5 protein-coding genes and 1 pseudogene are annotated in these 7,542 nt (G+C 59.5%); 4 read left to right on the top strand and 2 right to left on the bottom strand.

Annotation, left to right across the window (positions count from 1 at the left end; all coding sequences use genetic code 11):
• Positions 1 to 225: pseudogene (locus AC1DW9_RS35720) on the bottom strand (porin family protein); the annotation flags it as partial.
• Positions 226 to 2,089: 1,864 nt separating this feature from the next.
• Here AC1DW9_RS35720 and AC1DW9_RS35715 point away from each other — a divergent pair.
• On the top strand, positions 2,090 to 3,085 hold the full coding sequence (locus AC1DW9_RS35715) for a hypothetical protein (protein WP_476855363.1): 996 nt from the start codon (positions 2,090 to 2,092) through the stop codon (positions 3,083 to 3,085).
• A 351-nt stretch (positions 3,086 to 3,436) separates the two neighbouring features.
• On the opposite strand, the gene AC1DW9_RS35710 is transcribed toward AC1DW9_RS35715, so the two are convergent.
• A complete protein-coding gene (locus AC1DW9_RS35710) occupies positions 3,437 to 4,876 on the bottom strand; it encodes a DUF6880 family protein (protein WP_476855362.1) in 1,440 nt (479 codons plus the stop codon).
• Positions 4,877 to 5,047: 171 nt separating this feature from the next.
• Between AC1DW9_RS35710 and AC1DW9_RS35705 the strand changes: the two genes are divergently transcribed.
• From AC1DW9_RS35705 to AC1DW9_RS35695, 3 genes are all read left to right on the top strand, one after another.
• On the top strand, positions 5,048 to 6,859 hold the full coding sequence (locus AC1DW9_RS35705) for a PHA/PHB synthase family protein (protein ID WP_476777477.1): 1,812 nt from the start codon (positions 5,048 to 5,050) through the stop codon (positions 6,857 to 6,859).
• Between the two features lie 74 nt (positions 6,860 to 6,933).
• Positions 6,934 to 7,140: a hypothetical protein gene (locus tag AC1DW9_RS35700; RefSeq protein WP_476777476.1), complete on the top strand. Its 207-nt coding sequence runs from the start codon at positions 6,934 to 6,936 to the stop codon at positions 7,138 to 7,140.
• A gap of 123 nt (positions 7,141 to 7,263) precedes the next feature.
• Positions 7,264 to 7,542, top strand: a 279-nt coding sequence (locus tag AC1DW9_RS35695; RefSeq protein ID WP_476855361.1) for an IS6 family transposase, incomplete at its 3' end; no start/stop codon positions are given.

Here is a 7,542-nt window from a genome sequence, read left to right as displayed (position 1 = left end):
GCTCAGGACGCTGGAAGAGCCAGCAGTCGGCCCGTTGACGGCGATCTCGCCCGAGTCAGCCCAGCCCACGCCGGCGTTGAGACCGACATAAAGACCAGCCCAGGTGAACAGGGGCGCGTAGACGATCGGGGGAGGCGGCGCCTGGCGGCTGGGAAGGTCGGCGGAGAAGGCCGACGTTGCCAGGCACGTCGCAAGAACGGCGGTGGATACAAGTCCTAATCGCATGATGCTCTCCGAGTTTAGGGGTAGGCCACGTTACATGTTTCACACCAGGCAACTGCAGTGAACCCGAATAATCAGCGCCATGCCCCGATGAAGTCCCGAATATTCCGGAATGCGGCATTTAGATCACTTGGCTCTACGTGAATAAGGACATTGGACTGTCCAGAGCTTACCGTTTCAACGGGGCGCCCGTGTGCCGTTGCATCGGAGTTCTCGTGATCTCGGCAGACAATGCCTGTATTCGGGTGGGCGATTATTGGTCGAAGCGGAAACCTTCCGCCGGGGTTGGGCGAATAATCTTGAGCGAGACGCTGCACGGGCCCAAGAACGGTCGGTTATGAAGGCTCGAGCAGGTGAAAAGTGGCCTTATAATACGCCAACCTTAGTGATCTGGGGCGACAGGGGGCGGCAAAGACGGTTGATAGATCCCAAGGAGCTTTCCCATGAGCGAAGTCTTCAATCCGGACGGGATCTCTCGCCGACATGCCTTTTCCTTCTGGTGGTCGGCAGCCGCGCTCGGCCTTGCTGCGAATGCTACGGCCCTGACAGTCTCGAATTCTGAGGGCCAGACCTCCGGCATGGAGCGGCGGGGGACAGGCGTACGGGGCGCGGGGAGCGCCGCGACAAGCGGCGACGGACGCACCCACCGGCGTGAGGAGCAGCGCAACTCATTGGGTGCTGCTGCACCCAACTCAGAAACTTCAGTTCGCGCCTGCCCCTCAGCCAGGCGTGTTTTCCGTCGCGGTTGGGAAAGTCACTCCAGTTCAGGTCATCGATGCTCTTGCTGAGTGCTCATGCGCGATAAATCACGCATGCGGTGCCGTCATCGAAAGATAGTGTACCAGGCCCACGCCATCCCTCCCCAGAGCAGGAACGATATCGCAGCTCCCCAAATAATCCCTCGCCCAAAACTATCGTCATCGTCTCCCTCGGGCCGAAGCCATTTGTAATTTCTCTGATTTGCCGGGGGCGATGCTAGAATTTCGTTAGCACACCGGTTCTCCTTTAAGGTCGCCATGCCAATAACCTTTCAGCTGACCGATAGGCGTAGCGAATCGTATAATATTCAGCACGTAGTCAAACCAATATTTGGCATCTAAGCGATGTAAGCACATGTATATCGGCTCGTCGACGGGGATTTGCACCTGCCCGTTCGGGGCGACTGAGATTGGTTAACCGGTGACATCACGACGATACAGCCACGATAAGACGAGACCGCACGCGCGCACTACATGACGATACGTCATATAGTCTTAGCTGGGGTCATCGCGCGCTGCGGCCCGATTGTACTTGCGCTATCCCTGAGACCCGATTTCATCGCCGATCCCAGCGGGATCGGCATTCAATGCCTTTAACCACGGCAACGATCCGCTGGCGCTTCGCCGTGCTTTCGGCCTTCAAGAAGGCTTTGACGAGACGAATTCCTTCGCTGGTCGAGAGCAAGTCAGCGATATCGGCGGTCCGATCTTCCCGCACGCGCCCTCTGCACCGCATCAAAGATCGGAACATCTGTGAACCGCTCCGCTTTTCCGGGGTCGTCGCCACGCAAAGCCTTGCGGCGACCGCATCAGCCATACTGGCCGCTGGCACTGTAATTAGTACGGAACAAGAATGAATTTGGAACATCCAGCTGGGACGGAATGTCAAAGGCGGGACGGAGGGTCAAGCCCGCGCGTCGACCGCATTATTGCCGCAGCGCGCCACCATAGTTCGTCCGAAATTTGGCGAATATTTAAGCAACAAATATTGCCCGATGCGATTTAAGGGGTGTAGAAATCTGAGCGAATACCCTTAAGTGGGATCGCAGTGATCGCCCCATCTGAACATCATGCGCATGCCGGGATTGATGAGCGGGAGAATTAACTCCATGAACCGGCAAGTGACATCGAGTTTTGTTCCTGATGCCTCGCGTTCCCAACCGCGACCCGCGCCATGCGAAGCCGATATCCGCGCGCAACTGCATTGCATTTTGGCAAGCCGCGATTTCAGCACTCCGGATCGGCTGCGGCGGTTTCTGTCCTATGTGATTGAGGAGACGCTCGCTGGCCGGGCCGACCGCATAAAGGCCTATTCGATCGCGGTCGAAGTCTTCGGGCGGGATGCGAATATCGACATTTTGAACGATCCGGTCGTGCGCATCGAGGCCGGTCGGCTCCGGCGCGCATTGGAGCGATATTACTTTCTTGAAGGCAAGACAGACCGGGTCCTGATCGAAATTCCCAAGGGAAGCTACGTGCCGAGCTTTGCATGGCGATTGGGCGATCAGTTGCTTGCCCAACCCCTCTCATTGACCGAACCGCAGCCGCTATCCCAACCCCGTCCAGACTTCTTCGGCTGGCTCAGACGCCCCTGGCTCATCGGCTCGGTTACTGCGCTGGCGTTCGGTACCGTTGTGACAGTCATGGTAATGGGGGATTCATCACGACCGGCTGCTTCATCGACAAGCACCCCGGGTCTCTCTCTTCTCGTAAAGCCATTCGTCAACCTGTCCCCAACGCCAGACGCCGGTGTTTTTGCTGCCGGCCTTTCCGAAGAGATGCTCTCGCAGCTCGCTACGTTTCAGGGGCTGACAATCGTCCGAAGCGAGGCTTCCGATGACCTGGCGCAGCGATCATCCGCTGCCCGGCGTCAGCTCGGCGCCCGGCACATCCTTGAGGGGATGATCCGTGCTGCCGATAACAAGCTCAGAATAACCAGCCGGCTCGTAGATGGAGAAACGGCCGCCATTCGCTGGTCCGCTGTTTACGAGGCCGACCTGCATTCCGGGAACATCATCGATCTCGAAAGTGGCGTAGCGCAGAAGATCGCCGCAGCGGTCGCCCAGGCCATCAGAATCCCACGTGCGGCGTCGAAGGTTCGCTAACGATGGTTCGGGAGCGGAAGATACMGCCGCCGACCGGCAACGAAATCGCCCTTTAGAGGTTCACCGCTCGCGGCGCCTTCTTTAGCAATGGAATTCGGAACGCTCACAACTTTTAGGCAGGCTGCGCTACCAACTCACTTTGATGCCAAGCGGGCCGTTGTAGGCATGCGAGTGGCCATTGAGACCGATCCGAGTACCCGACCGTGGCGTAGAGCGCAGATGAGAACTCGACGCCCTGCCGCGGAACGGACCGCTTCAGACGCCAGATCGACAACGCAGCAAACTCTGCCGCGCTGATCGTCAGCCCAAAACCGGCATCGCCGGCTCGGCATCATCCCCCGAGCACAGGGATCATCGCGCGTCCCAGAAACCGCTCTTGCGGCCATGCTTCGCCTTGAGCGTCGCAACGTAGGTATCGTGATCGGTATGCCCGTTGTAATCTTCGATCCGTCTTACAAGCTCAGCACAGGTATGCAGGTGCCGGGCCGMGTGGGGATAACGCTTGGCGCGGGCCTTATCGAGCGCGAAGTCGATCATCGCTCTTAGCGCCAAAGTCGTAGCCAACGGGTATTTTACCTCAAGCGCCTCGGCCGCGTCCGTCAGACGGCCGTAGTGATCACCGTCAAGTTCGGAATGGCGAGCGAGGATCATTTTCGCTGCGGCCTCAGGCGCGGGCCACTCGATCAGAAAACCCAGCCCCTGATGAAAATCCGCGAAAGTCCCGGCATGAGCAAAGGCACGCTCCTCGGCTTCGTCGTTATCAAAATCCGGCAGCCGCTTGAGGTAAGCTTTCAAATAATCCGCATGCAGCAGTTTCTCGAAAAGAGACCAGCGCACACGCTGTGCCTCGTCCACCCGCCCCAAGGCATCCAGCGTATGGATCCGAACCCGGTCCCAATCGGGCCAATACCCGCTCGTCTTCCGCAGCGTTTCCGCCTTCGTGAGCGCTGCCATCGCGTCGCCGGCCCGGCCCGCAGCCAGCAACCGCTCTGCCATCCCGGCAGCAATCGCGGGATTGGCCTGCTCTTCCTTGGAAAACCGCGAGACATAGCCGTCCACATCGCCCAGAGCATCCGCTATCTCGGTCAGTGCCGATTGAACGAGACGAGCATGACGACGGATCGCAAATTCGTCCTCATACATTGCCCCGCGCGACGAGGACCAGCCGATCGGGCGCCGTTCGCCCTTGCCGACGGGCTTTGGCGGATCGGCCGCCAGAGCCTCGAACTTCTCCTTGAGAATCATCAGCCCTTCCTGCCCCAACGGCCCAGCCATCAGGGTGACGAGTTGATCGAATTGCCCGTAACCATTCGCGCAAACGCCGGCGAAAACTTTCTCGGCCAGCATGTCCGACGCGGGTTTCGCAGTCTGCGCCGCTCGCCCCAGATCTTCGAGCGCTTCGCTCATGATGCCGCCAACTATCCCGTTGCTGTCGTCGCACCGCTCGTGAATAGCCGGCGCCAGCCCCAGGAACTGCCAGAGCAGATCGAAGGCTTCCGACGGCTGATTCGGCGCGACATGGGTCACGATCGCCTGGCGCTGAGCTTCAAGGTCCTGCACAAAAGCGTGCATCTTGTGCCAGTCGATCAAAGAACGAGATTTGGCTATCGTCGCCAGTCGCTTGCGAATTTCCCCGGCAACCTGATCCGCGCCGACGCTGCTGGCCAGTTCCAGTCGAAGGCGTCTCTTGATCGCTGCATCGCCTTCCGCCAGTTCGAACAGGATTTGGGCGAGCCGCTCCGCCCCAAGTGCGGCGATGCATTTGCTATCGAATGTCTTGCCAGACGCCATGCCTCCTCCTCGCAAAGGGACAGAACCTGGTCAAGCACTCGCCCGGAAAACAAGAAGCGAACATGATCATCATACTCGCAACTTTTTGAGGCTCCCTGTTAAAGGTTCTCCGATGAAGTAGGCGTTGTTCACGTAGTCAGTTGGCATCTTCGAAGGTCGAGGAGACAGGCCATGGCTGGATCCGAGTTGGATAAAACGGCACGGAACTTCGGTTTCGAGGTCCGTGACCCCCAGCGCTTTGCGAGCAATATGGCTCAACTTGTCGGCGAGACAGCGAAAGCGGTCTCGGCATATCTACAGCCTCAGATCAGCGCCCCTGCACAATTCGCCGTATCCGAAGAGTTCGCGCCGATCGCGAAGACATTCGCACAGGTTCAACAGGCGTGGATGACGCAGCCGGGAACCATGTTCGCAGCCCAGACGAAGCTCTGGCAATCGTACGCCGACCTCTGGAGTTCATCCTTGCTTCAGGCGGTGGGCATGGGAGGTGGCGAGGTGGCTGCTTCCGCCTCCAGGGACAATCGGTTCAAAGATCCTGCATGGACGGAGAACCCATATTTCGACCTGATGAGGCAATCGTACCTGATCACGTCCCACTGGGCGGAAAGCCTAGTCGGCGAGGCGGAAGGACTTGATGCCGAAACCGAGCGAAAGGCGCGGTTTTATACAAAGCAAATCGTCAATGCGATCGCGCCCTCGAACTGGGTGTTTTCCAACCCTGAACTCCTGCGAGAAACCTTCGCTTCGGATGGGGAAAACCTGGTTCGCGGCATGCAGTTGCTGGCAGAGGATATCCAGCGCGGGAGCGGGACGCTCAAGATCAGGCAGACGGACCCCAGTAAGTTCGAGATCGGCCGCAATCTCGCGGTCACGCCCGGAAAGGTCGTCTACCAGAACCCGCTCATGCAACTGATCCAGTACGAGCCTGCCACGGAGAAGGTACTCAAGCGTCCTCTTCTCATCGTGCCGCCCTGGATCAACAAGTTCTACATCCTCGACCTCAACCCGGAGAAGAGCTTCGTTAAGTGGGCCGTAGAGCAGGGGCACACCACCTTCATCATCTCCTGGGTCAACCCGGACGAAACCCTCGCGGGCAAATCCTTCGAGGACTACATGCACGAGGGCATCCTCGAGGCTCTCGACGCAGTCGAGAAGGCCACGGGCGAGAAGCCCGTGAATGCCGTCGGATACTGTGTCGGGGGCACACTGCTTTCCGCAACCCTGGCCTACATGGGCGCGACGGGCGACGAGCGGATCAAGAGCGCGACATTCTTCACGACGCAGGTGGACTTCCGGCATGCTGGAGACCTGAAGGTCTTTTCGGACGAGGAGCAGATCAGAGCGATTGAACGGGACATGGCCCAGCGCGGTTACCTCGACAGCAGCAAAATGGCGACCATCTTCAATCTCCTGCGTTCAAACGACCTGATATGGCCCTACATCGTCAACGTCTATCAGAAGGGACAGGAGCCGCTTCCCTTCGACCTGCTGTACTGGAATTCGGATTCCACGCGCATGCCGGCGGCCAACCACAGCTTCTATCTCCGGCGCTGCTACCTCGAGAACGATCTCTCCGAGGGCCGGATGGAATTCGATGGCACTAGGCTCGATCTGTCCGCGGTGACCATCCCGATCTACCATCTCGCCGCTCGCGAGGATCACATCGCCCCACCACGATCCGTCTTTGCGGGCGCGGGCTGCTTCGGAGGTCCGGTGACGTTCGTGCTGGCTGGCTCGGGGCACATCGCCGGCGTGATCAACCCGCCCGCGAAAAACCGCTATCAGCATTGGACCGGAGGCCCAGCGGATGGCTCGCTCGAGGGGTGGCTTGAATCCGCCGACGAGCATCCGGGTTCGTGGTGGCCCCACTGGCAAGCCTGGGTCGAAGCCAAGGATCGCAAGCGGGTGGCTGCGAGGGCGATCGGCGACGGCGAGCTTGAGCCGATCGAGGATGCCCCGGGGAACTATGTCCGGGCAAAGTAGGTGTGTCGGCAACCGATGCAGCGGGTTTTTCAGGAATAAGTGGCCGTTCCGCCGGCGCAGGGCCTGACTGGACGATGCTCTCCACCTTGTTCTTCGGCATTCCCGGCTTCTACCGCGTCGCCGATGGTCTCGACTGCGGCGCCGAGATCAAGATCGTCACCCATGCCAAGGGCACGAACTGCGAAGGCTGCGAACGCCGCGTCGTGCGGCAGAAAGACAAGAATCTGCGCTTTTTTGAGCGGCCAAAGCGCGGCCAGAAATGGCGCGTCGTCCGCAGCTGAGGGCTCTACGGCATGAGGCGGGGCGGCCCGCGTTGCTGCCAGAGCTGGAGCAGGTTCTGTTGCAAACTCGTCAGTTACGGAGATTAGGGCATCCGCTTTCAGCCATTGGCGGGGGGATTTCAGATGTTCAAGGGCCGTCATTTCGACCGATCGGTGATCCTGCTGTGTGTTCGCTGGTATCTGGCCTACGGCCTGAGCCTGCGCGACCTGAAGGAGATGATGGCCGAGCGCGGCATCAGCATCGACCATTCCACGATCCACCGCTGGGTCGTCTACTTCTCGCCATTGCTGCTTGAGCGCTTCAACCGGCGCAAACGCGCCGTGACCGCCAAGTGGCATGCGGACGAGACGTACATCAAGGTCCGCGGACGGTGGATGTATCTCTATCGCGCCATCGACAGC

The sequence above is a fragment of the Allobosea sp. P4_E12 genome (assembly GCF_056401655.1).
The sequence above is the reverse complement of the archived record's forward strand: the minus strand, read 5'-3'. Positions and strand labels throughout refer to the sequence as shown.